Source organism: Jannaschia marina (assembly GCF_013404595.1).
Classification (GTDB): domain Bacteria; phylum Pseudomonadota; class Alphaproteobacteria; order Rhodobacterales; family Rhodobacteraceae; genus Jannaschia; species Jannaschia marina.
The window spans coordinates 23,198-44,133 of sequence record NZ_JABVAX010000016.1; the positions used below are offsets into that span (position 1 = coordinate 23,198).

The 20,936-nt window shown below is 67.8% G+C and carries 23 protein-coding genes and 1 riboswitch; of the genes, 12 read left to right on the forward strand and 11 right to left on the reverse strand.

Annotated elements, in window-relative coordinates:
* Positions 1 to 226: 226 nt before the first annotated feature.
* Both aroC and HSX43_RS17215 read right to left on the reverse strand, forming a co-directional pair.
* Entirely contained in the window at positions 227 to 1,330 is a 1,104-nt protein-coding gene (gene aroC / locus HSX43_RS17210) for a chorismate synthase (protein ID WP_179381376.1), read from the reverse strand.
* Between the two features lie 54 nt (positions 1,331 to 1,384).
* Positions 1,385 to 2,281 carry a homocysteine S-methyltransferase family protein gene (locus HSX43_RS17215; protein WP_179381377.1) on the reverse strand — a complete coding sequence of 299 codons (897 nt, stop codon included), beginning with the start codon at positions 2,279 to 2,281 and terminating at the stop codon, positions 1,385 to 1,387.
* Between the two features lie 86 nt (positions 2,282 to 2,367).
* A riboswitch (TPP riboswitch) is annotated at positions 2,368 to 2,467 on the forward strand.
* 37 nt (positions 2,468 to 2,504) lie between these two features.
* Between HSX43_RS17215 and HSX43_RS17220 the strand changes: the two genes are divergently transcribed.
* Genes HSX43_RS17220 through HSX43_RS17230 form a run of 3 tightly spaced genes read left to right on the forward strand, consistent with a single transcriptional unit; the run spans position 2,505 to position 5,700 of the window.
* The gene (locus HSX43_RS17220; protein ID WP_179381378.1) at positions 2,505 to 3,485 is read left to right on the forward strand and encodes a thiamine ABC transporter substrate-binding protein; all 981 of its coding nucleotides are present in this window, start codon (positions 2,505 to 2,507) and stop codon (positions 3,483 to 3,485) included.
* Between the two features lie 3 nt (positions 3,486 to 3,488).
* Positions 3,489 to 5,021, forward strand: a complete 1,533-nt coding sequence (locus tag HSX43_RS17225; protein WP_179381379.1) for a thiamine/thiamine pyrophosphate ABC transporter permease ThiP — start codon at positions 3,489 to 3,491, stop codon at positions 5,019 to 5,021.
* Positions 5,008 to 5,700, forward strand: a complete 693-nt coding sequence (locus HSX43_RS17230; RefSeq protein ID WP_179381380.1) for a thiamine ABC transporter ATP-binding protein — start codon at positions 5,008 to 5,010, stop codon at positions 5,698 to 5,700. Before HSX43_RS17225 ends, HSX43_RS17230 begins: the two co-directional genes overlap by 14 nt.
* A 54-nt stretch (positions 5,701 to 5,754) precedes the next feature.
* Here the strand turns inward: HSX43_RS17230 and HSX43_RS17235 are convergent, their stop codons facing one another.
* Positions 5,755 to 6,213: a c-type cytochrome gene (locus tag HSX43_RS17235; RefSeq protein ID WP_179381381.1), complete on the reverse strand. Its 459-nt coding sequence runs from the start codon at positions 6,211 to 6,213 to the stop codon at positions 5,755 to 5,757.
* Between the two features lie 236 nt (positions 6,214 to 6,449).
* On the opposite strand from HSX43_RS17235, the gene HSX43_RS17240 reads away from it, so the two are divergent.
* The 4 genes from HSX43_RS17240 (at position 6,450) to HSX43_RS17255 (ending at position 11,003) form a co-directional block, all read left to right on the forward strand.
* Positions 6,450 to 7,793 (forward strand): helix-turn-helix domain-containing protein, encoded by a 1,344-nt coding sequence (locus tag HSX43_RS17240; RefSeq protein ID WP_179381382.1) that lies wholly within the window; start codon positions 6,450 to 6,452, stop codon positions 7,791 to 7,793.
* A 25-nt stretch (positions 7,794 to 7,818) separates the two neighbouring features.
* Positions 7,819 to 8,376, forward strand: a complete 558-nt coding sequence (idi, locus tag HSX43_RS17245; protein WP_235962717.1) for an isopentenyl-diphosphate delta-isomerase — start codon at positions 7,819 to 7,821, stop codon at positions 8,374 to 8,376.
* Positions 8,377 to 8,652: 276 nt separating this feature from the next.
* On the forward strand, positions 8,653 to 9,210 hold the full coding sequence (gene hslV / locus HSX43_RS17250) for an ATP-dependent protease subunit HslV (RefSeq protein ID WP_179381383.1): 558 nt from the start codon (positions 8,653 to 8,655) through the stop codon (positions 9,208 to 9,210).
* A gap of 35 nt (positions 9,211 to 9,245) precedes the next feature.
* Positions 9,246 to 11,003 carry a methyl-accepting chemotaxis protein gene (locus HSX43_RS17255; protein WP_179381384.1) on the forward strand — a complete coding sequence of 586 codons (1,758 nt, stop codon included), beginning with the start codon at positions 9,246 to 9,248 and terminating at the stop codon, positions 11,001 to 11,003.
* Positions 11,004 to 11,006: 3 nt separating this feature from the next.
* Here HSX43_RS17255 and HSX43_RS17260 read toward each other — a convergent pair whose 3' ends face one another.
* Entirely contained in the window at positions 11,007 to 11,381 is a 375-nt protein-coding gene (locus tag HSX43_RS17260) for a DM13 domain-containing protein (protein WP_179381385.1), read from the reverse strand.
* Positions 11,382 to 11,520: 139 nt separating this feature from the next.
* Here HSX43_RS17260 and hslU point away from each other — a divergent pair, with 139 nt between their 5' ends.
* Both hslU and HSX43_RS17270 read left to right on the forward strand, forming a co-directional pair.
* Complete coding sequence (gene hslU / locus HSX43_RS17265; RefSeq protein WP_179381386.1) at positions 11,521 to 12,819, forward strand: ATP-dependent protease ATPase subunit HslU; 1,299 nt, start codon at positions 11,521 to 11,523, stop codon at positions 12,817 to 12,819.
* A gap of 4 nt (positions 12,820 to 12,823) precedes the next feature.
* Positions 12,824 to 14,074 (forward strand): MFS transporter, encoded by a 1,251-nt coding sequence (locus HSX43_RS17270; RefSeq protein WP_235962718.1) that lies wholly within the window; start codon positions 12,824 to 12,826, stop codon positions 14,072 to 14,074.
* On the opposite strand, the gene HSX43_RS17275 is transcribed toward HSX43_RS17270, so the two are convergent.
* Genes HSX43_RS17275 through HSX43_RS17285 form a run of 3 tightly spaced genes read right to left on the reverse strand, consistent with a single transcriptional unit; the run spans position 14,042 to position 16,153 of the window.
* The gene (locus HSX43_RS17275; protein ID WP_208454655.1) at positions 14,042 to 14,608 is read right to left on the reverse strand and encodes a Smr/MutS family protein; all 567 of its coding nucleotides are present in this window, start codon (positions 14,606 to 14,608) and stop codon (positions 14,042 to 14,044) included. The two genes, HSX43_RS17270 and HSX43_RS17275, sit on opposite strands and share 33 nt — an antisense overlap.
* A gap of 14 nt (positions 14,609 to 14,622) precedes the next feature.
* Positions 14,623 to 15,492, reverse strand: coding sequence for an MltA domain-containing protein (locus tag HSX43_RS17280; RefSeq protein ID WP_179381389.1), 870 nt, complete (start codon positions 15,490 to 15,492; stop codon positions 14,623 to 14,625).
* Between the two features lies 1 nt (position 15,493).
* Positions 15,494 to 16,153, reverse strand: coding sequence for a Tim44/TimA family putative adaptor protein (locus tag HSX43_RS17285; protein WP_179381390.1), 660 nt, complete (start codon positions 16,151 to 16,153; stop codon positions 15,494 to 15,496).
* Between the two features lie 100 nt (positions 16,154 to 16,253).
* Here HSX43_RS17285 and HSX43_RS17290 point away from each other — a divergent pair, with 100 nt between their 5' ends.
* Together HSX43_RS17290 and secB are read left to right on the forward strand one after the other, a co-directional pair.
* Positions 16,254 to 16,724 carry an FxsA family protein gene (locus HSX43_RS17290; RefSeq protein ID WP_179381391.1) on the forward strand — a complete coding sequence of 157 codons (471 nt, stop codon included), beginning with the start codon at positions 16,254 to 16,256 and terminating at the stop codon, positions 16,722 to 16,724.
* A 75-nt stretch (positions 16,725 to 16,799) separates the two neighbouring features.
* Positions 16,800 to 17,336: a protein-export chaperone SecB gene (gene secB / locus HSX43_RS17295; RefSeq protein ID WP_179381392.1), complete on the forward strand. Its 537-nt coding sequence runs from the start codon at positions 16,800 to 16,802 to the stop codon at positions 17,334 to 17,336.
* 39 nt (positions 17,337 to 17,375) lie between these two features.
* On the opposite strand, the gene dnaQ is transcribed toward secB, so the two are convergent.
* Genes dnaQ through HSX43_RS17315 form a run of 4 tightly spaced genes read right to left on the reverse strand, consistent with a single transcriptional unit; the run spans position 17,376 to position 20,036 of the window.
* On the reverse strand, positions 17,376 to 18,065 hold the full coding sequence (dnaQ, locus tag HSX43_RS17300) for a DNA polymerase III subunit epsilon (RefSeq protein ID WP_179381393.1): 690 nt from the start codon (positions 18,063 to 18,065) through the stop codon (positions 17,376 to 17,378).
* Positions 18,062 to 18,634, reverse strand: a complete 573-nt coding sequence (coaE, locus tag HSX43_RS17305; protein ID WP_179381394.1) for a dephospho-CoA kinase — start codon at positions 18,632 to 18,634, stop codon at positions 18,062 to 18,064. Before coaE ends, dnaQ begins: the two co-directional genes overlap by 4 nt.
* Entirely contained in the window at positions 18,631 to 19,449 is an 819-nt protein-coding gene (locus HSX43_RS17310) for a shikimate dehydrogenase (RefSeq protein WP_179381395.1), read from the reverse strand. Before HSX43_RS17310 ends, coaE begins: the two co-directional genes overlap by 4 nt.
* The gene (locus tag HSX43_RS17315; RefSeq protein ID WP_179381413.1) at positions 19,446 to 20,036 is read right to left on the reverse strand and encodes a Maf family protein; all 591 of its coding nucleotides are present in this window, start codon (positions 20,034 to 20,036) and stop codon (positions 19,446 to 19,448) included. The genes HSX43_RS17310 and HSX43_RS17315 overlap by 4 nt, the downstream gene beginning before the upstream one ends.
* A 397-nt stretch (positions 20,037 to 20,433) precedes the next feature.
* Here HSX43_RS17315 and hemJ point away from each other — a divergent pair, with 397 nt between their 5' ends.
* Positions 20,434 to 20,868 carry a protoporphyrinogen oxidase HemJ gene (hemJ, locus tag HSX43_RS17320; protein WP_179381396.1) on the forward strand — a complete coding sequence of 145 codons (435 nt, stop codon included), beginning with the start codon at positions 20,434 to 20,436 and terminating at the stop codon, positions 20,866 to 20,868.
* The last annotated feature ends 68 nt before the right edge of the window (positions 20,869 to 20,936 follow it).

Here is a 20,936-nt window from a genome sequence, read left to right on the forward strand (position 1 = left end):
CTCCAACCCTTCGCTTTCCTAGCGAGGTGCGAAGCTTCGGTATCCTTTTCAAGACCCTCCAAGAGAAGCGTCATTCGGCAGACTACGACCCTCATAGTAGCTTTTCGAAGGCAGAAGCGATTTCCACCGTCGTCGACGCAAAGCGCGCGATCTCGCTCTTCGAGGCTATCCCGACCAAGGATCGTAGTGCTCTCGCTGTCCTCATTCTACTCGGTAAACCACGTCCCTAACCGATCCGCCCGCCGGTCTCTCCCACCTGCCCCCGATGCAGCAGGAAGTGATCGAGCACGACGCAAGCCATCATCGCCTCTGCCACGGGCACCGCGCGGATGCCGACGCAGGGGTCGTGGCGGCCCTTGGTCACGATTGTCGTGTCCTCGCCCGACTTGGTGATCGTGCGGCGTTCCGAGAGGATCGACGACGTCGGCTTCACCGCGAAGCGCACCACCAGGTCCTGCCCCGTGGAGATACCGCCGAGAATGCCGCCGGCGTGGTTGGAGGAATACACCGGCCCGTCCGGGCCCATGGAAATCTCGTCGGCGTTGTCGCGGCCCGTCAGGCGCGCGGCGTTCATGCCCTCGCCGATCTCCACGCCCTTGACCGCGTTGATCGACATCATCGCCGCCGCGAGGTCGGTGTCGATCTTGCCGTAGATCGGTGCGCCGAGACCAGCGGGCACGCCCTGCGCGACGCATTCGATGACGGCCCCGACGGAATTGTGGTCGTCCTTGCGCAGCCAGTCGAGATGGTCTGCGAACTCACCCGCCGCGACCGGGTCGGGGCACCAGAAATCGTTGCGCCCGATCTCGTCCCAGTCGAAGCGCGCGCGGTCGATCCCGAGCTCGCCCATCTGGACCATGTAGCCGGTGATCCGCACCTCCGGCAGCAGGAGGCCCAACGCCGACCGCGCGACGCCACCCGCCGCGACCCGCGCCGCCGTTTCGCGCGCGGAGGAGCGCCCGCCGCCGCGGTAGTCGCGGATGCCGTACTTCTGCCAGTAGGTGATATCGGCGTGGCCCGGGCGGAATTTCTCGGCGATCTCGCCGTAGTCCTTCGACCGCTGGTCGGTGTTGCGGATCATCAGCTGGATCGGCGTGCCCGTGCTGACGCCCTCGAAGACACCCGAAAGGATCTCGACGGCGTCCGGCTCCTTGCGCTGCGTGGTGTGCTTCGACTGGCCCGGCTTGCGCTTGTCGAGCCAGTGCTGAAGCGCCTCGGCCTCCACCGGCACGCCCGGCGGGCAACCGTCGATCGTCGCCCCGAGCGCGGGCCCGTGGCTTTCGCCCCAGGTGGTGACGCGGAACAGGTGACCGAAGGTATTCAGGGACATCGCGGGCCTCTCGATTGCCCGAGCGGGCCTAGCGCATGGCCCGGTCCAAGGCAATCAGCGGTGGAAGCCGGTGGCCCGGTGGCCCGCCCTCCCGAGCGCCCGGGCGACGGCCGCGATGTGATCCGGCCCGACCTCGCAGCAGCCGCCGAGGAGCGTCGCCCCCGCCGCGCGCCAGCTTTCCGTGAACTCGGCGTAGCGGCCGGGCGTCATGTCCGTCCGCGCCGACAGCGCATCGACCGTGCCACCCGGTGTCAGCGCCTCCACGGAGGTGAAGGCATTGGCATAGCCGCCGAACGGCAGGCCGCTGTCGGCGAGGCGCGGCAGGGACCGGCTGATCGCCTCGGGGCTGGAGCAGTTGAGCAGAATGCCATCTGGTTTCTTCGGCACGAGCCGGGCCAGCGCCTCGGCCAGCGGCTCCTCCGAGCGCAGGCGGTCGGTGCCGTCGTCGGCAAGGCTGAGCGCGAGGAGGACGGGAAGATCGCTCTCCTTCGCCGCGTCAAGCGCGGCCGTGGCCTCGTCGATGCTGGACATCGTCTCGATCAGCAGAATGTCCGCCCCCGCCACCTGCGCCGCCACGAGGCGACGGTATTCGGCCAGCGCGAGCGGATAATCGAGGCGCACGTCGGCCCGATAACTTGCCACCAGCGGCGGCAGGCAGGCCGCGATCTGCACGCCAGCCGTCGCGGCCCGACGCGCCAGTCGGAGCGCCGTGGCATGGGCTTCCGCGAAGCGGTCGCCGATCCCGTTCCGGGCCATGCGGGTCGGTGTGACCGTATAGGTGTTGAGCGTAAGAACCCGCGCGCCGGCAGCCACGAAAGCCGCGTGGACCTCGGTCACGACCTCGGGCGTGTCGAACATGACCTGCAGCGACCAGAGCGGATGCGCCGACTTGCCGGCCCGGCGCAGGATCTCCTGTCCGTTGCCGCCATCGAGTAGCGTGATGTCTGCCAAAACCATACCCTCCCGCGCCGAACCGGGCGCGCAGACAGCATGTGGCGCGGCGGGGGCTGGCGTCCAGCCGTCGGCTGTTCTATCCACGTGCCACCTCGGGGGGCCCGACAGGGCTGAGATGCATCACGCGGACCCGTTGAACCTGAACCGGTTAAGACCGGCGGAGGGAAGGTTTGCCGCGCAAGGCTCCTCGCCCCCGTCCGTCGCCATGGGAGTGAGAGAGATGAAGACCACCACCATCGCCACGGGCCTGACCCTGATCGCCGCCGCCGCCAGTGCGGAGCCGCTCACGGTCTATGCCCCCGACTACTTCGGCAGCGAATGGGGCCCCGGCCCCGCGATCAAGGCCGCTTTCGAGGCGGAGTGCGAGTGCGAGATCGAATACGTCATCGGCGACCTGCTGCCGCGCCTGCGGCTCGAGGGCGACCGGACGCCGGCCGACGTGGTGATCGGGCTCAACATCGACGACGCGGAGCGCGCGCGCCAGATCGGCATCTTCGCGCCGCACAACGTCACCTTCGGCGAACTGACGATGCCGGTCGAATGGACCGACGACGTCTTCCTGCCCTACGATTGGGCCTACGCGGCCTTCATCTACGACGCCACCAAGATCACCGAGGTGCCCGAGACCTTCGCGGCCTTCCTCGAAATGGACGACGACATCCGCATCGCCGTGCAGGACCCGCGCGCCTCGGCCTCGGGGCTCGACCTCGCGCTCTGGATCCACAGCGTCTTCGGCGAGGAGGGCGCGACCGACGCCTGGGCCGCGCTGGCCCCGAGGATCGCGACGGTCACCAAGGGCTGGTCCGAGGCCTACGGGCTCTTCACCGAGGGCGAGGTCGACATGGTCTTCAGTTACGCCACCTCGCCCACCTACCACATCATCGCCGAGGGCGACGACACGAAGAAGGCGATCCTCTTCGAGGAGGGGCACTACGTCACGGTCGAGACGGCCGCGCAGGTGGCCGCGACCGATCAGCCCGAGCTGGCGCAGGCCTTCATGGACTTCATCCTGACCGAGGGCTTCCAGTCGATCATCCCCGAAGGCAACTGGTCGATGCCCGCGAACCTGCCGTTCGAACAACTGCCCGAGGGCTTCCAGACCCTGCCCCTGCCCGAGACCGCGCTGACCTACACCGCGCCCGAGGCCGAGGCCCTGCGCGACACCGTTGTCGGGCAGTTCGAGGCCGGCTTGCGGAACTGAGCCATGGGCGCGCGACTGGGCCTTGCGGCGGCGCTCGCGCTCGCCGCGGCGCTCCTCCTGCCGCTCGGCGCGGTCGCGTGGCGGGCGGAAGGCTGGAGCGGGCTCAGGCCGTCGGACTGGGGCGCGCTCTGGTTCACGCTCTGGCAGGCGGCCGTCTCGGCGGCGCTCTCCGTCCTCCTGGCCGTGCCCGTCGCGCGCGCCCTCGCCCGGCGCCGTTTTCCGGGGCGCGGCGCGGTGCTCCTCCTCCTCGGGGCCCCCTTCATCCTGCCGGTGATCGTCGCCGTCCTCGGCCTCGTCGCCGTCTTCGGGCGCGCGGGCGTCGCCAACGTGGCGCTCGGCTGGCTCGGGATCGAGCCGGTCTCGATCTACGGTTGGCAGGGCGTGATCCTCGCCCATGTCTTCTTCAACATGCCGCTCGCCACGCGGCTCATATTGCAGGGCTGGCTCGCGCTACCCGGGGAGCGGCTGCGCCTTGCCGCAGCGCTCGGCTTCACCGCCGCCGATACTTTCCGTCGCCTCGAGTGGCCCATGCTGCGCGCCATCGTGCCCGGCATCTTCCTCGTGATCTTCCTCATCTGCACGACCTCCTTCGCGGTCGCGCTGGCGCTCGGCGGCGGGCCCGGCGCGACGACGGTGGAACTGGCGATCTACCAGGCGTTCCGCTTCGACTTCGACCTGTCGCGCGCCGCCCTGCTGGGCGCGATGCAACTCGCGCTCGGGGCTGCAGCCGCCGCGCTCTCGCTGCGGCTGGCGCTGCCGTCGGGCTTCGGGGCCGGGCTCGACCGGGCCGTGCCGCGATGGGACAGCCGGGGCGTCGGCCTGCGCCTGCAGGATACGCTCGCGATCGCGCTGGCCTGCGTCTTTCTCCTTCTACCGATGCTCCTCGTCCTCGTCGAAGGCGCGCTCCACGTCACCGCCCTGCCCCGCGTGGCCTGGGAGGGCGCGCTGCGCTCCCTCGTCATGGCGCTCGCCTCGGCGGCGCTGACAGCGGGGATGGCCCTGCCGATGGCCATGGCCGCCGTGCGCCGGGGCGGCGGCGCGGTCGAGACGGTGGGCACGCTCTCCATCGCCGCCTCGCCGCTGGTGCTGGGGACCGGACTCTTCATCCTGCTCCTGCCGGTGACGAACCCGGTGGACATGGCCCTGCCGGTGACCGTCTTCGTCAACGTGATCCTGGCGCTGCCCTTCGCCCTGCGCGCCCTCATTCCCGCGATGCGCACGCTGCAGGCGGACTATGGCCGCCTCGCCGCCTCCCTGGGCCTCGTCGGGTTTGCCTGGCTCCGGCTCGTCGCCGTGCCCCGGCTCGGGCGACCGCTCGGCTTCGCCTGCGGCCTGACGGCGGCGCTTTCGGCGGGCGACCTCGGGGTGATCGCCCTCTTCGCCTCGCCCGACCGCGGCACGCTGCCGCTCGTGCTCTATCAACTCATGGGCTCCTACCGGATGGAGGAGGCCAAGGCCGCCGCGCTCGTCCTCGTGCTGATGTCTCTGGGGCTGTTCTGGCTGTTCGAAAGGGGAGGTCGCCATGTTGAGACTTGAGGGGCTCCGGCTGTCGCAGGGCAGTTTCGGCCTCGACGCGGACGTCGCCTTTCCGGCGGGCGGCGTCACCGCACTCATGGGGGCGAGCGGGTCGGGCAAGTCGACGCTTCTGGCCGCGATCGCGGGGTTCCTGGATCCGGCGGCGGGACGGATCGTGATCGAGGGAGCGGACGTGACCGACCTCGCCCCGGGCGATCGGCCGCTGTCGGTCCTGTTTCAGGATCAGAACCTCTTTCCCCACCTCACGGTCGCTGAAAACGTGGGCCTCGGCCTGCGCCCGGACCTGCGCCTGTCGGATGACCAGCGCGCAGCCCGCGACCGCGCCATCGCGCGTGTGGGACTGGACGGAATGGCCGACCGATTGCCCCGCGACCTTTCCGGCGGACAGCAGAGTCGCGCGGCGCTGGCGCGGGCGCTTCTGCGCGGACGGCCCTGGCTTCTGCTCGACGAACCGTTCTCGGCGCTCGGCCCGGCCCTGCGGACGGAGATGCTCGCCCTCCTGCAGGAAACGGCGCGGGACGAGAACCTGTCCGTCCTTATGGTGACCCATGCGCCCGAGGATGCGCGCGCCGTCGCCGACCGCACGGCACTCGTCGCGGACGGTGCGCTCTCCGCCCCCGTGGATACCGCGACACTCTTCGCCGACCCTCCGCCCGCGCTGCGCGCCTATCTCGGCTGAAACGCGAAGGGCCCCGCACATATGGCGGGGCCCCTGTCGTCCGGAAAGGCCGGATCAGTTGGTCTCTTCGGCTTCGCCCTCGTCCGAGAACTGCGCCAGGAATGCATAGAGGTTCACCGCGTCCTCTTCCTTGCGCACGCGGTAGGACATCTTGCCCCGGCCGTTGTCGCCCGCGACCTCCCGCAGGTGACCCGTCGGATCCTGCACGTAGGCGACGAAGTTCTCCTCGTCGTAGACCATGCCAGCCTCACCAGCGGCGACGATGAGGTCGGAGTAGCGGAAATCCTCCACCGTGCCGGCGGTCCGGCCGACGATGCCATAGAGGTTCGGGCCGGTCTTGGCGGCGCGGCCGGCCAGGACTTCGCCGTCGGCATTCTCGACCACATGGCAGGACTGACACTGGCGGAAGGCGCTCTCGCCCGCCTCCGCGTCGCCCGAAGCGGCAAGGTGCCCGTCGGCGAAGGCCGGCGTGGCCAGGATTGAGGCGACGGCGGCGAGCTGTGCGAGTTTCATGGGTGATCTCCCTGGTAGTGGCTGTCGTGGTTAGCTATTCGTGACGGAACCTAAGGCAAGAGATCGTCACAGCAAGGCACGACTAGGCAACACAAATCTGCGTCACTGGCCGACCCGGCACTTCGTCGCAGGCGGACCGACCTGAAACCGCTTGGTTTTGGACGTGTTGGGTCTATGTTTCTCCGAACGACAGGAAGACCCGATTTTATCCAGTTTCACCAGGCGAGGAAGCTCGTATGAGTGCCCGTGATCTCCAATCCCTCCCACAGTCGACGCCCGATGCCCGCGAGGCGACGATCGCAGACGTGTCGTTCGACGTCGGCAAAGATGGAAGGATTGCGGCGATCGAGGGAAGCCTGCCCGATACCGAAGGCTGGATCGGTGCCGATATCTCCGGTGTCGTGAGCCCCGCCGGGCTCCGCCGGATCGAGGCTGCGCGCAGGGGTGCAGTGGCCGGGCGCTTTCACATCGACCTGCTGCTGCCGGGCGGCGAGAGCCTGCCGCTCTCGGCCTGGCTCCGGACGGAGGGCGATGGATACCGGCTTCTGGGCTTCGACGAGACCCCGCTCGCCGACGCCGTGGCGCGCGCCGACCGGCTTCAGGCCGCGCTCGACGCGGCCGAGGGCGAGGACCGGATGGCCCGGGGTCTCCACCTCGCGACGCTGGCGCATCTTCCCGTCGCTCTCGTCCTCGTGGATGTGGCGAGCGGCCGTGTTCTCGAAGCGAGCAAGCGCGCGGCGACCGTGCTCGGGCTTTCTATGGAGGGGCCCGCCTCGAACGGCCTCGGCATCGCCTTCACGCAGTGTTTCGAAGGGCGGCGACGCAGCGAATTCATCGACGGCCTCTGCGCGGCGGCGACGGCGAACCGCAGTGTCACCTCCGACCTGCGCGCCGGGCGCGGCAAGGTGGTCCTGCACCCGAACCTGACCCGTGCGGGCGGCAGTCTGATCCTCGTCTGCCGACTCGAGACGGACGGTGATACGCCGGCCGCGGCCGGAACCGGAGGAGCCGTCTTCGCAGCGACCGCCGACGGCATGGTGATCGTCGACGAGGCGGGCCGCATCCAGTCGACCAACGCCGCCTTCCGCGACATGGTCAGCGCGACTTCCGATGCCGTCCTCGACGGTCGCCCGCTGGAGACGTTCCTCGCCCGTGGCGCGATCGACCTGCGCGCCATGACCGAGCCGACGCGCCCGCGCGTCCTCAACACGCAGGTCGTCGGCCTCAACGGGCAGCGGCTGTCGGTCGAGATCTCGTCGGCCGACCTGCCGGGCAGCGGTCAGGGCCTCATCCTGCGCGACACGACCCATGCGGAGATCACCCGCGCCACCGCGCAGACGCCGGAGCTTACGGTGGGCCTGCCGAACACCGGCGCGGACTTCGCGCGCCAGGTCGGCACCGTGCCCCTGCGCGACATCGTGGCCGGCATGACCGATGTGATCGAGAAGGACTGCATCGAGGCCGCGATCGCGCTCACGCAGAACAATCGCGTTTCGGCCGCCGAGATGCTGGGCCTCAGCCGACAAAGCCTGTATGTGAAACTTCGCAAGTTCGGCTTGCTGGAGAAGGGCGACGACTGACGCCCGGCACGAAGGGCGCGGTGACATGACTTCCGAGACGACGAACGCGATGGGCGAGATCCTTATCCCCGCCTGGGTGGATGGCGTGCTGACGCCCGTGGAGAAGCTCGACGCGCACCGTCGTGGACTCCGGCACAAGGCGGTGTCCGTCTTCCTGCTTTCCGGCGATCGGCTTCTGATTCAGCAGCGCGCCGCAGGCAAGTACCATACGCCCGGGCTCTGGGCGAACACCTGCTGCACGCATCCGCACTGGAACGAGGCCCCTGCGGCCTGTGCCCATCGCCGGCTCGACGACGAACTCGGGATCACCGGTGTGGCTCTCGCCCGGCGGGAGGCCATCGAGTATCGGGCCGAGGTCGGACCCGATCTGATCGAGCACGAGGTCGCCGAGGTCTTCGTGGGGCATGTGGACGACGGCCTCGCGATCCGCCCGAACCCCGACGAAGTCCAGGCGACGCGGTGGATCCCGCTGTCACGTCTCATGGAGGAGATCGGCTCGACGCCGGACCTTTTCACGCCCTGGATCCGCATCTACATGCAGGAACATCACGAACGGATCTTCGGGGAGACAGACACGGCTTGAGGGATCGCTACGAGGAAGCCCGCATCCGGGGAGACAGAGAACGACCAGTCTGTCGATCCCCCGATGCGGGCAGACGACCCTGTCTGAAAACAGGGACGATCCGGCGGCGACCGAGTGCCGATCGGGACAGCGACCCAGCCACGCGGCCCGGATAGTGTAAGGTTAGTGATACATCGTTTTTCGTCAAGACGGATTTACAATTTTGCGTGATTCCGCCTGATTTTACAACCAGTACACGTATAGCGTGTACCGCGACTCTCGCAGAAGGAGCGCTCCATGTCCGAAGACTTCCCCGGCTGGCACGGCACGACGATCATTGGTGTCCGCAAGGGGGGCCAAGTCGTCGTTGCCGGCGACGGACAGGTGAGCCTGGGCCAGACGGTCATCAAGGGCACCGCGCGCAAGGTGCGACGGCTCTCGCCCGGCGGGCATGACGTGGTCGCGGGTTTCGCCGGCTCCACCGCCGATGCCTTCACCCTGCTCGAGCGGCTCGAGTCGAAGCTGGAGGCGACGCCAGGGCAACTCGCCCGCGCGAGCGTGGAACTGGCGAAGGACTGGCGGACCGACAAATACCTCCAGAAGCTCGAGGCGATGCTCATCGTCACCGACGGCAAGGATCTCTTCGTCATCACCGGAGCCGGCGACGTGCTGGAACCCGAGCACGACGTCGCGGCCATCGGCTCGGGCGGTAACTACGCGCTGGCGGCGGCAAGGGCGTTGATGGACGGGGACCTCGACGCCGAAACGATCGCCCGCAACGCGATGGGCATCGCGGCCGACATCTGCGTCTACACGAACGGCAATCTGACGGTCGAAGCCATCGACGCGGATTAAACCGATCTTAAACTCCGTCCCCTAGGCCTGCGTCCATGGACGGAGACGACAAGAGCCCGACACGCGTGCAGATCTGGGAGCAGACCTCCCGGATGCACGAGTCCGCGATCATCGCAGATCAGGAACTGGCCAAGCGCTACGCGGTCTGCGCGTCGCTCGCGATGATCCCGGTCTGCGGGGTCAGCGCCTGGCTGGCCGGCAACGCGATCGCACCCATCCTGATCGCCGCAACCGTGTTCGGCGTGCTGAGCGTCGTGATGCTGCGCGTGAAGGGGCGGACGGGCCGCGTCCTCCTCGCCCTGTCGCTCTTTTCGCAGGGGTTCCTCGTGGCGGCCGCCCTCGCCGGTCACCCCTGGCATATCGAAAGCTACGGGTTTCTCTTCATCTTCATGGCGATGCTCACCGACATGCGGGATCGTGCGGTGATCGTGGCGGCGCTCGCCTACTGCCTCGTGCGCCAGCTCGTCCTCGTCTTCGTCGCGCCCGAACTCATCTTCCCACCCGCACCGATGACGGACCATCTCCAGCGTTTCGCGGTTCACAGCATCATCCTGGCGATCTCCGCCGTCTTCTTCATTCTGGTCGTCACGCGCCGCGCAACGATCAGCAACCATATCCGCGAGACGCAGGGAAAACTCGCGACGGCCATGCAGTCGGCCGAGGACGCGCGCCTTGCGGCCGAGGAGGCGGTGCAACAATCCGAATGCGCGCGCGCGCGGGCCGAAGCCGCCCGGGCGGATGCGGAGATGGCGCGCAAGTCGCTCGAGGAGAGCGCCGAGACGGCGCGGCGGGCCGATGAGACGGCACGCCGGGCCGAAGCCGAGCGACAGCAGGCATCCGCCGAAACCGCCGAGCGACAGCAATACGTCGTCGGAACGCTGCGCGCCGCGCTCTCGGAGCTTGCGAACCGCAACCTGACAGCGCGCATCGACACCCCGCTCGACAGCGAGCATGACCCCGTTCGCCTCGACTACAACGCCGCGCTCGACGGGCTTGCAGAAGCCATCGCGACGGCGGCACGTCACAGCGAACAGGTCGAGATCGACAGCGAAGCGATCGGGCAGCAGATCGCGGAACTCACGAACCGGACGGAGCGTCAGGCCGACACGCTCGAAGCGGCCACCGACACGATCACCACGATCATGTCCCGCGTGAAGGTCGCCGCCGACGGCGCGCGCCGGGTCGACGATCTGGTCAAGACCACCCACGCATCGGCGCAGACCGCGGAATCGGTCGTCACCCGGGCGGCCGCGGCCATGTCGGAGATCCGCGAGGTGTCGGGCCGGATTTCGTCGATCGTCCAACAGATCGGCGAAATCTCCTTCCAGACGAACCTGCTGGCCCTCAACGCGGGGATCGAGGCCGCGCGGGCTGGCGACGCCGGGCGGGGCTTCGCCGTGGTCGCGGCAGAGGTCGGTGCCCTCGCCCGTCGCACCGCCAAGGCCGCCGAAGAGATCAGCGGCCTCGCCCAGCACAGCTCCGAGCGCGTGTCGGAGGGCACCGGGCTGGTCGAGGACACGGAGGCCGCCCTGCACGAGATCGAAGCCCACATGACCGAGCTTCTGGCCACCGCCTCCGCCATCGCGACCGCCGCCGAGGAACAGTCGACCCATTTCGAGGAGGTGGGCGGTGCCGTGGGCGAGCTCGAGACGATGACGGAGCACAACGCCCGCATGGTCGAGGCGTCGAACGCAGCCGTGAACGAGTTGCGCCGCAGCGCGCAGGTTCTGTCACGCAAGATGCGGGAGTTCAGGATCGGCACCGAGGCGGCACGGCCCCGCCTCAGCGCCTGATCGTCAGTTCAGCCTGGCAACGCCCAGCGGCACGTTGAACCGCTCGCACCAGATCCAGACTTCGTTGTATCGGCTCGGGTCGATCCCGGCGGGGATGGCATAGCTCGACGCGCCGTTCTTGTTCTTGAGAAGGCCCATCAGCGTGTTGGGGTCATAGCCGTCCCGTCCCAGCGCGACCTTCGGGTCGGGCGCATTGCCGAAACGGAAGTCGTCGAGCAGGTTCACCTGATTGCCCGCGACCTCGGCAGTGCCCGAAATCCCGTAGCGCGCGGCACCGGTGAACGTGCCGAGACGGCCATGGCCGCCGGCGACGGCGGGAAGGGCTGCACCGGCAACGAGGCCGGTGGCGGTGAGGGCAAGAAACGAACGGCGGTGCATAACTGTCTCCGGGTTGGTGGTCTGCCCGGAGACTGCGCGCGGAATCGCGCCCTGCCTAGCCCACCCCACGCGCACGTGAGCGCCGTTGCGTTTCCGTGATCGGCGCTTAGTTAGGGGCAAATACCTATCGGAGTGCCCCATGACTGACCTGACCCCGCGCGAGATCGTATCCGAGCTCGACCGGTTCATCATCGGACAGAAGGATGCCAAGCGCGCGGTCTCCGTCGCGCTGCGCAACCGCTGGCGGCGCAAGCAACTGGGCGACGACCTGCGGGACGAGGTCTACCCCAAGAACATCCTGATGATCGGGCCCACCGGCGTCGGCAAGACGGAGATCAGCCGCCGCCTCGCCAAACTCGCGCGCGCGCCCTTCCTGAAGGTCGAGGCGACGAAGTTCACCGAAGTCGGCTACGTCGGCCGCGACGTGGAGCAGATCGTGCGCGACCTCGTCGACGCGGCCATCGCCATGGTGCGCGAGCAGATGCGCGACGACGTGAAGTCCAAGGCCCACGGCGCAGCCGAGGAGCGGGTGATCACCGCGCTCGCCGGGACGGACGCGCGCGAGGGCACGCGCGAGAGCTTCCGCAAGAAACTGCGCGCCGGAGAGCTCGACGACAAGGTGATCGAGCTGGAGGTACAGGACACGTCGAACCCGATGGGCATGGCGATCCCGGGTCAGCCGGGCATGGACCAGATGGCCAACCTCGGCGATCTCTTCGGCAAGATGATGCAGCGGACGGTCAAGAAGCGGATGAGCGTCGCCGCCTCCTACGACCTCCTGATCGACGAGGAGGCGGACAAGCTGCTCGACGACGAAACCGTGAAGCGCGAGGCCGTGCGCGCGGTCGAGCAGAACGGCATCGTCTTCATCGACGAGATCGACAAGGTCTGCGCCCGCTCCGACGCGCGGGGTGGCGACGTGAGCCGCGAGGGTGTGCAGCGCGACCTTCTGCCCCTGATCGAGGGCACGACGGTCTCGACGAAGCACGGGGCGGTCAAGACCGACCACATCCTCTTCATCGCCTCGGGTGCCTTCCACATCGCCAAGCCCTCGGACCTCCTGCCGGAACTGCAGGGTCGCCTGCCGATCCGGGTGGAGCTGCGCGCGCTGACCGAGGAGGATTTCGTCCGCATCCTGACCGAAACGGACAACGCGCTCACGCGGCAGTATTCGGCCCTGATGGCAACTGAGGAAGTCACGATCACCTTCACCGAGGAAGGGATCGCCGCACTGGCCCGCATCGCCGCGCAGGTGAACGAGAGCGTCGAGAACATCGGCGCGCGGCGGCTCTATACCGTGCTCGAACGGGTCTTCGAGGAACTGTCCTTCGACGCGCCTGACAAGGGCGGTCAGGAAGTCACCGTCGATGCCGCCTTCGTCGAGGCGCAATTGGGCGAGCTGGCCCGATCCACCGACATCTCCCGCTACGTGCTGTAGCGGCTTGACGGGCCCCGCCGCCTACCTCCGCTTCGTCCGGAAGAACGCGGCCTTCCTTTCGGCGGGCCTCGTCATCAGTTTCACCTCGAGCTACGGGCAAACGTTCTTCATCGCGCTCTTCGCCGACCGGATCATGGCGGCGAACGGGTTGAGCGACGGGGAATGGGGCCTGATCTACACCGTCGCCACGACCGCCTCGGCCGTCCTGATGGTCTTCGCCGGCGGGCTGACCGACCGGATGCGCGTGCGCCGGCTGATGGTCTTCGCCGGCGTCGGACTGGCCCTCGCCTGCCTGGCCATGGCCACCCTCTCCGGGGCCGTTGTGCTCCTCCTCACGGTTCTGGCGCTGCGTTTCTTCGGGCAGGGGCTTATGAGCCATATCGCCGCCGTCGCGATGGCCCGCTGGTTCGTGGCAAGCCGGGGCAAGGCACTCTCGATCGCGGCAATGGGATTCGCACTCGGGCAGGCCGTTCTGCCGCTCGTCTTCGTCGCCCTCCTCGCGGTTGCCGAGTGGCGAATGCTCTGGGCCCTTTCGGCGGTGCTCGTTCTCCTGACGCTGCCGTTGGTCCTGCGCCTCCTGCGGGCCGAGCGGACGCCGCAGGCACTGGCAACCGAACGCCCCGCACCGGGGCTCGGCGGTCTGCACTGGACGCGGAGCGCGGTGTTGCGGCACTGGCTCTTCTGGCTGATGCTGCCGCTCCTCCTCGGGCCACCGGCTTTCGGCACGGCGCTCTTCTTCCATCAGGTCCACCTGACGGCGGTGAAGGGCTGGGCCATGATCGACTACGTCGCGCTCCTGCCGCTCCTGACGGTGGTTTCGGTCGCGACGACATTCGCCTCCGGTGCCTTGATCGACCGGGTGGGCACCGGGCCTCTGATCGCGCTCTACATGCTCCCCTTCGCCGGCAGCTTCATGATGATGGGTTCCGCGGAAACTCTCGGCATGGCGGCACTGGCCCTCCTGATCTTCGGGCTCGGAATGGGAACGCAAGCGACCGTGCCGACGGCCTTCTGGGCGGAGTACTTCGGCACGCGACACCTCGGCTCGATCAAGGCGTTGGCCGTGGCGATCATGGTGTTCGGGTCGGCCGTCGGCCCGGGACTCACGGGTGTGCTGATCGATGCGGGCTACGACTTCGACGCGCAGATGCCCTGGATCGGCGTCTATTTCCTTCTGGCGGCCGGTCTTGCCACGCTCGGCGTGGTCCGCGCCCGCACCACCCTACCGGCGAAGGTAGATGTAGTAGGCTCCTGACCCGCCGTGCGAACGATGCGCCTCGGTGACCTGGAGGATGAGGGGCGCGAGCGGCGGCAGGCGCAGCCACTGCGGCACCTGATGCTTGAGCACGCCGAGCCGGGTCGGGATCGGCCCGAAATCCGGCTTCCGCTTGCCTTTGCCTGTCACCACGATCACGAGCCGCTTACCCGCCGCATGGGCATCGAGCACGAACCGCGTGAGCGCCGGATGCGCGGTGTCGAGCGTCATGCCGTGAAGGTCGAGCTTTCCTTCGGGACGCAGCTTTCCCGAGCGCATTCGCTTGTGGGTCTTCGCATCCATTCGCAGGGGTGCACCGTTCACCTGCTCCGAGAGCGTCGGTGCGAGCGCATGGCCCGACGTGCGCGGCCGCGCGCGACTGCCGATCTCGAACGCGGGTGCGGGGGTCGACGCGGGACGGGGCCGCGCGATGGCTTTGGGCAGCGTCTCGGGGGCCGGATCGGGTCGCTCGGGGTGGAGCGGATCGGCGGTCTGCCGGTAGCGCGCCCAGACCTCGCGGTCCTCCGCGCTCAATCCCCGACGACGCTTCACCGCGGCACCAGAGGCACGAACCGTCCCATCGCGTTCAGTGCTCCGGCGGCGCGACCCGCCGCATCGCCCGTCCCGAAGAACAGATCGGCACGCCCTGCGCCCTTGATGGCCGAGCCGGTATCCTGCGCGATACAGAGCCGGGCGTGACCGGCGACCTCGACCCAGATCGGGGTACCGAGCAGCGTATGATCCGGGTCGACGGCCAGGCTGCGCAGCGCCGTCACCTGGCAGAGCGTGCCCTGCGGCCCCTGCCCCGCGGGCGCGTCGGACACCTTGAAGAAAACGTAGCTCGGGTTCTCCGCCATCGCACGCAGCCCCCGCGCAGGATCGACGCGCAGCCATGCCTTGAGTGCTTCGGCCGTCAGGTTTGGCCCGAGGAGGCCGCGCTCGATCAGGCGCTTGCCGATGGAGACATAGGGCTGCCCGTTGGTGCCGGCATAGCCGACGCGCAGCGTGCCGCCATCGGCGAAGCGCAGTCGACCCGACCCCTGCACCTGCAGGAAGAAGCGGTCGACCGGATCGCGCAGCCAGGCGATCTCGTACCCGGCGAGGAGCGGTTCGATCTCCGCCCGGGGCGCGCCGACCCCGCCGACTGGCGGCGCGTGGATCGGGCAGGGAAATTCGGCGCTCGGGCCGCGCGCCGCGTCGAGTTCGGGTTCGTAGTAGCCCGTGAAATGCCCCCGAAGCGGCACGCCGGGTCGGAACCGCGTCTCGAAATAGCTGCGCGCGTCGCCGTCGATCGTCACGCCCCCCTGCCGCAGGGCCGCGGCGGCGGCGTCCAGATCGTCCTCCGCCCAACCGGGCAGGTCCGAAAACGAAAGCCGCCCCGTTTCGGGGGCGGCGGAGGGGACGCGGGCGGCGGTCACGTCACTCGTCCGTGGCGACCAGTTTCCAGTTCGGATCGCCCGTGCCCATCTTGCGGGCGAAGGTCCAGACGTCGCGCTGCTTCTTGATCTGGTTCGGGTCGCCCTCGATCACCGTGCCGTCGGCGTCCTTCACCACGCTCGTTAGCTCGCCCACGAACCGCAGCGTGATCTGGGCCTCTTTGTCCGTCTCGTCGAAGCTCGCGTGGCGCAGCGTCGTCTCCCGAACGCCGATGAAGCTCGCCTCGATCCTGAGACCTTTGTCCTCCCGGTCGGAAATGACCGACAGGAACGCCTCGTAGATGTCTTCCGACAGGAAGGGCTGCACGTCGCCGAGATCGCCGTTCTCGAAGGCCATCAGGATCATCTCGTAGGCCTGCCGCGCACCGCCGACGAATTCGCTGACCGAGAACCCCGGCTCCGCGGCCTTCATCGCGGCCAGCGCCTCGGCGCTCTCGCTGCCCTCGTCGACGAAATCGGTGATGTCGCGGTCGGGGCCGCCGTCGATGACCTCGAACTCCCGGCGCACTTCGGGCGTCCGCGACGCGGGCGCGATGGGCGGCTTCTCGAACCCCGTGCGCGTGCCCAGAACGTTCTTGAGCTTGATCACGAGGAAAAGGGCGATCCCGGCCAGGACGAGAAGTTGTATCACGGCGTCGTTCATCCTTTTCTCCGACAGGTCGGGGTCTTGGTATTGCCCCCGTGGCACATATGTAAGGCCGCAAGGGGGTCAAGGGAAGCCACGCCCCCGGTAAGGAGACGTCATGCCGCTTCTGGCCCTGTTCATCATCGTCCCGCTCGTGGAGATCGGGCTCTTCATCCAGGTCGGCGGCTGGCTGGGTCTCTGGCCGACGCTCGGCATCGTCGTGGTAACGGCGATCATCGGCACCGCGCTCGTCCGGCGGCAGGGCCTGCAGGAGCTGGCCCGCGTGCAGCAGGCTTTCGACCGGCTCGACAATCCGACACGCCCGCTTGCCCATGGCGCGATGATCCTCGCGTCGGGCCTACTGCTCCTGACGCCCGGGTTCTTCACCGACGCGGTCGGCTTCCTCCTTCTCGTGCCGCAGGTGCGCGACCGGGTGATGGCCGCCGTGCGCAGCCGCGTGAAAGTGCAGTCGTTCACGATGGGTGGCCCGGCCGGACAGCAACGGCACCACCCGGAAGAGGATGTGGTCGAAGCGGACTACGTCGAGGTGCCCCCGCGCGAGGGCCCGTCCGGCTGGACGCGCGACTGAGGGCGGTGCGGTTGTGAGGCAATCCGGCCTCTGCTAGGCGGGGCCGACCGAATTTTCACACCCGAGGACCGTTAGATGGCCGACGAAGACCAGACGACCGAAGACCAGACCACGCCCGAGACCCCCGCCCCGAACGGTGCGGCGCAGCCGCAGCAGATGCCGCAGATGAATATCCTGGGGCAGTACATCCGCGATCTGTCGTTCGAGAACGTGGCCGTGCAGAAGGGTCAGGTGATGGAGGGACAGCCCGACATCAACGTCCAGGTCGGTCTCGAAGCCAAGAAGCGCAGCACCGAAGGCCAGTACGAGGTCGCGGTGAAGCTGAATGTGACGGCCAAGGTGAAGGGCGGTGACACACCGGTCTTCGCGATGGAGCTCGACTACGCCGGGGTCTTCGCGATCTCGAACGTGCCCGAGAACCAGATGCATCCCTACCTGATGATCGAATGCCCGCGGATGCTCTTCCCGTTCCTGCGCCGCATCGTCTCGGACGTGTCGCGCGACGGCGGCTTCCCGCCGCTCAACCTCGAGAATATCGACTTCGTCTCGCTCTACCGCAACGAGCTGACGCGCCGGGCGCAGGCACAGGCGGCCGAGGCTCCGAAGGTCTGACCGAAGCGGACGGCCCGGCCGAGCGCGCGTCGGGCCGCCCTAGCGTAGCGTCTTCCAGAGCGCAGCGTCTCCAAGACCTTCCACGAAAGCCGCATGAGCCTCGGCCTCGGCCTCGCTCACGCGCGACGGCAGAGGCGTCGGACGCGGGCGCGGCACCCATTCGGTGCCGTCCGTATCGGGCCCCGAGGCACCCCGACTGACCAGCGACATCGCAGGCTGCCGCCCGCCGATCAGCTCCAGGTAGACTTCCGCCAAGATCTCGCTGTCGAGGAGCGCGCCATGCTTCACCCGGCTCGAGTTGTCGATACCGAAGCGACGGCAGAGCGCGTCGAGCGACGCGGGCGAGCCCGGAAACTTGGCGCGGGCGATGGCAAGCGTGTCGATCGCCCGGTCCATATGCATTATCGGCAGGCCCATCCATTGAAGCTCCGCGTTGAGGAACTTCATATCGAAGGCCGCATTGTGGATCACGAGCTTCGCGTCGCCGATGAAGTCGAGGAACGCCTGCCCGACCTGCTTGAAGACGGGAAAATCCTTCAGGAAGTCGTCACCCAGCCCGTGCACCTGAAAGGCGTCGTCGGGCATCGTGCGCTCGGGGTTGATGTACTGGTGGTACTCCCGCCCCGTGCGAACATGGTTGATAAGCTCGACGGCCCCGATCTCGACGATGCGGTCGCCGCTTTCGGGCTCGAAGCCCGTCGTCTCGGTGTCGAGAACGATTTCCCTCATGTCAGCTCCTCCACGATCTCGGCGACCCGGGACCGTGCGCGGTCCATGTCCGTCGTCTCGATGATGTAGTCCGCCCGTGCGCGCTTGTCAGCGTCGGGCATCTGCCGTGCAAGAATGAGGTCGAGCTCCGCCGGCGACATCGTGCCCCGCGCGAGGATGCGGGCCCGCTGCGTCTCGGCATCGACGGTGACGACGGCGACGCGGTCGCAGGCGGCATCTGTCCCCGTCTCGAAGAAGAGCGGAACATCCCAGACGACGAGGCCCGCGCCCTGTTTCACGGTCCAGGCCCCACGGTCGGCAGCGACGAGCGGATGGACGATGGCGTTGAGCGCGTCGAGCCCGGTCTCCGGCTCGGCGTTCAGAGCGGCGCGCAGAGCGGATCGGTCGATACCGGTCTCCGTCCGCGTGCCTGGAAAGCGGCGTGCGACCGGCTCGACGGCCGCACCACCCTCGGCATAAAGCGCATGAACCGTCGCATCCGCATCCCAGACGGGCACGCCAAGATCGCGGAACATCTGCGCCGTCGTGGACTTGCCCATGCCCATGGATCCGGTGAGGCCCAGGATCATGCGAGTACGGCCGCGCACAACTCCGCATCGACGACCGGAGCGCGCCCGAACCAGGCTTCGAACCCCGGCGCCGCCTGATGCAGGAGCATCCCCAGCCCTTCCACGGTAACCGCGCCGCGCGCCGCGGCATTGCGCAACAGCGGCGTCTCAAGCGGGCTGTAGACGATGTCGGCCACCGTCGTACCGTCAGCCATGGCACCGAGGTCGAAATCGAGCGGTGGCTGTCCGCTCATCCCGAGGCTCGTCGTGTTCACGAGAAGACCGTGATCGGCGAGCGCCGTGGGCCCGTCCTCCCAATCGAGAGCGGTCACATGGGCGTCGAAGAGCGCCGCCAGGGTTTCGGCCCGGGCGCGCGTGCGGTTGACGATCGTGATGTCCGGCACGCCCGCATCGAGCAAGGCGGCCACGATACCCCGCGCGGCACCGCCCGCACCCAGGACGAGCGCGGGATGATCGGGCCGCCAGCCCGGAGCCTGTTGCCGAAGGTTGGCAATGAAACCGTAACCATCTGTATTGTCTGCTATAATACGGCCATCCGACTCGAAGCTCAGCGTATTTGCTGCTTCGACGGCCCGGGCCCGGTCGGTCACGTCATCGGCCAAACGGAAGACGGCTTCCTTGTGGGGAATGGTGCAGTTCAACCCCCGAAAGCCGAGATCGGGCAAGAGTCGCAAGGTCGCCTCCAGCCGATCCGGCGTGACGTGGAGCGGAACGTAGTGACCGTCGATTCCGTAGCGTCGCAGCCAGTGGCCGTGGAGTCGGGGCGACCGACTCTGCGCGATGGGATCGCCGATGACGCCGGCAAGAACGGTCATACTTCGAGGTCTCCGCGGGTGACGAGAAAGTCGATCAACGGCAGAAGCGGTAGACCCAGGACGGAGAAGTAGTCCCCGTCGACGCGGTGGAAGAGCCGCGCACCCTCGCCTTCGAGCGTATAGCTTCCGGCGGACCAACGGATCTCCTCCCAGTGGCGCGCGACGTAGCCCGCAACGTAATCGGCGCTTGCGGCGCGCATGGTCATCGCGACCGTCGAGACATGGCGCCACACCGGCTTGCCGTCCTCTGCGACGACCGCGGCTGAATGGAGGCGGTGCTTGCCACCCGCGAGCGCGGTGAGCTGCGCGACGGCCGCTTCCGGTGTCTCGGGCTTCGAGACGAGTGTTCCGTCATGGTCGAGCACCTGATCGCACCCGAGGACGAGCCCCGCTTCGCGGACGCGCAGGGCTTTCATCTCGGCCAGGGCATCGGCCACGTTACGGGGTGGATGACCCTCGGCCAGGAGCGCATCCTTGACCATCTCCTCGTCGACGCGGGGCGGCCGGGCTTCGAACGGGATCGCCGCGTTGCGCAGGAGCGTCTGGCGCGTTTGCGAAGTGGAGGCGAGAATCAGCATCGGCGACAGCGGGACAACCTTGGGGAAAACCGGGGGTGAAATCCGGTGGGAAAGACTGTGACAGGAGTGAACCCTGCACGTCCGGAGGACAAGTCGGCACATCCGCGAATTTTTTCGGGAACCTTTCGGCGTCGGATGCGTTTGCACGCCAGCTGTGGAACGTCTGACCCTGTACCCCGTGCTCACCCCTGCACCCCCCAGGACGTTCCACAGCAATACCGCTCGGCAGCCTTTGCTCGGCCATGGGTTATCCCCAGACACACGCGTAAGATGAGGTGGATCATCCTGAATTGTGGAGCGATGCAGGAGAGCGGTTTAATCCCCGTTTTCCACCGCTCCAACAAAGAACATCATCCTTCTCTTTCTCTTTCTTTAAGATAGGAAGGTCGGGACGAAAGGGAGCACCATGGGGGACCTGTATCTCTGGCTCAAGGCCGGGCACGTTATCTCTGTGATCGCGTGGATGGCGGCGATTTTCTACCTACCGCGGCTCTATGTCTATCACGCGGAGAAGGCCGAAAACGTGCCGGAGATGATCCCGGTGCTGGAGGTGATGGAGCGTCGACTTCTGAAGGCGATCATGACCCCGGCGATGATCGCGACCTGGGGGTTCGGACTCGTCCTGATCGGGTTCGGCGGGATCGACTGGGGATCGGTCTGGGCCTGGGCGAAGGCATTGAGCGTGGTTGCGATGACCGTCTTTCACATGTGGTGCGCGGGGGAGCGGAAGCGGCTTCTGACCGGGTCGCTCCGACAGGGCCGGTACTACCGCATGATGAACGAGGTGCCGACGCTCCTCCTGATCGTGATCGTGGTGGCGATAATCGTCCGACCGTTCTGACAAGGGGTGTTCGATTGACTTGGCGGTCTCCTCCGCTTAGGTGGCTTGCACCGGTGGGTCGTCCTGAT

Bases quoted from the DNA above. Each gene is read 5' to 3' on its own strand.
- dnaQ (WP_179381393.1), bottom strand. From the start codon at position 18,065: ATGAGGGAAATCGTTCTCGACACCGAGACGACGGGCTTCGAGCCCGAA.
- HSX43_RS17310 (WP_179381395.1), bottom strand. From the start codon at position 19,449: ATGACCGTTCTTGCCGGCGTCATCGGCGATCCCATCGCGCAGAGTCGG.
- coaE (WP_179381394.1), bottom strand. From the start codon at position 18,634: ATGATCCTGGGCCTCACCGGATCCATGGGCATGGGCAAGTCCACGACG.
- hslU (WP_179381386.1), top strand. From the start codon at position 11,521: ATGACTGACCTGACCCCGCGCGAGATCGTATCCGAGCTCGACCGGTTC.
- HSX43_RS17220 (WP_179381378.1), top strand. From the start codon at position 2,505: ATGAAGACCACCACCATCGCCACGGGCCTGACCCTGATCGCCGCCGCC.
- aroC (WP_179381376.1), bottom strand. From the start codon at position 1,330: ATGTCCCTGAATACCTTCGGTCACCTGTTCCGCGTCACCACCTGGGGC.
- HSX43_RS17290 (WP_179381391.1), top strand. From the start codon at position 16,254: ATGCCGCTTCTGGCCCTGTTCATCATCGTCCCGCTCGTGGAGATCGGG.
- secB (WP_179381392.1), top strand. From the start codon at position 16,800: ATGGCCGACGAAGACCAGACGACCGAAGACCAGACCACGCCCGAGACC.
- HSX43_RS17255 (WP_179381384.1), top strand. From the start codon at position 9,246: ATGGACGGAGACGACAAGAGCCCGACACGCGTGCAGATCTGGGAGCAG.
- HSX43_RS17240 (WP_179381382.1), top strand. From the start codon at position 6,450: ATGAGTGCCCGTGATCTCCAATCCCTCCCACAGTCGACGCCCGATGCC.
- HSX43_RS17260 (WP_179381385.1), bottom strand. From the start codon at position 11,381: ATGCACCGCCGTTCGTTTCTTGCCCTCACCGCCACCGGCCTCGTTGCC.
- HSX43_RS17285 (WP_179381390.1), bottom strand. From the start codon at position 16,153: ATGAACGACGCCGTGATACAACTTCTCGTCCTGGCCGGGATCGCCCTT.
- hslV (WP_179381383.1), top strand. From the start codon at position 8,653: ATGTCCGAAGACTTCCCCGGCTGGCACGGCACGACGATCATTGGTGTC.
- hemJ (WP_179381396.1), top strand. From the start codon at position 20,434: ATGGGGGACCTGTATCTCTGGCTCAAGGCCGGGCACGTTATCTCTGTG.
- HSX43_RS17230 (WP_179381380.1), top strand. From the start codon at position 5,008: ATGTTGAGACTTGAGGGGCTCCGGCTGTCGCAGGGCAGTTTCGGCCTC.
- idi (WP_235962717.1), top strand. From the start codon at position 7,819: ATGACTTCCGAGACGACGAACGCGATGGGCGAGATCCTTATCCCCGCC.
- HSX43_RS17225 (WP_179381379.1), top strand. From the start codon at position 3,489: ATGGGCGCGCGACTGGGCCTTGCGGCGGCGCTCGCGCTCGCCGCGGCG.
- HSX43_RS17235 (WP_179381381.1), bottom strand. From the start codon at position 6,213: ATGAAACTCGCACAGCTCGCCGCCGTCGCCTCAATCCTGGCCACGCCG.